Origin of the sequence: Streptomyces thermocarboxydovorans (assembly GCF_039524635.1) — a bacterium.
GTDB lineage: Bacteria > Actinomycetota > Actinomycetes > Streptomycetales > Streptomycetaceae > Streptomyces > Streptomyces thermocarboxydovorans.
The window spans coordinates 1-654 of record NZ_BAAAGU010000155.1 but is presented as its reverse complement, the minus strand read 5'-3'; the positions used below and the strand labels follow the sequence as shown (position 1 = coordinate 654).

Annotated in this window: 2 protein-coding genes; both read left to right on the top strand. The window is 70.0% G+C overall.

Annotation, left to right across the window (positions count from 1 at the left end; all coding sequences use genetic code 11):
• The coding region (locus tag ABD198_RS30885) for a transposase (RefSeq protein WP_425580596.1) at positions 1 to 371 on the top strand (371 nt) is incomplete at its 5' end.
• Positions 368 to 654, top strand: a 287-nt coding sequence (locus ABD198_RS30880; protein ID WP_425580597.1) for a transposase, incomplete at its 3' end; no start/stop codon positions are given. The genes ABD198_RS30885 and ABD198_RS30880, both read left to right, overlap by 4 nt.

The window sequence follows — 654 nt, the reverse complement described above, 5'->3', positions numbered from 1 at the left end:
GGGAGTTACTCGCTCCACTCATACCGCGGGCCAAAACGGGACGACCGCGAGTGGAGGACCGCCGGGTGATCAACGGCATGGTCTACAAGATCCGGACCGGGATCTCCTGGCGTGACCTGCCCGAACGCTACGGGCCGTGGAAGACGGTCTACACCCGCTTTCGCCGCTACGCCCTCGACGGCATCTTCACCCGGGCCCTGCAGCAGATGCAGGCCCGGGCGGATGCGGCCGGAGACATCGACTGGCTGGTCCAGATCGACTCCACCATCGTCCGCGCCCATCAGCACGCCGCGGCCACGGGCCGAAAAAGGGGACCCTCCGGCAGGACGAACCGGATGATCACGCCCTCGGCCGATCCCGAGGCGGACTGACAACCAAGATCCACCTCGCCTGCGACGGCCGGGGACGGCCGCTGGCCGTCATGCTCACGGCCGGCCAGCGTCACGATGGCGTCTGCGCACGCCCGCTTCTCGAGCGGATCCGAGTGCCCCGCATCGGTCCGGGCCGACCGCGCTGCCGACCGGACCACCTGGTCGCGGACAAGGCCTACGCCTCCCGCGGCTTCCGCGCCTACCTCCGCAAGCGCGGCATCAGCCACACCATTCCCGAGAAGCGGGACCAGCAACGCCACCGCCGCAACCGGGGCCGTGACGG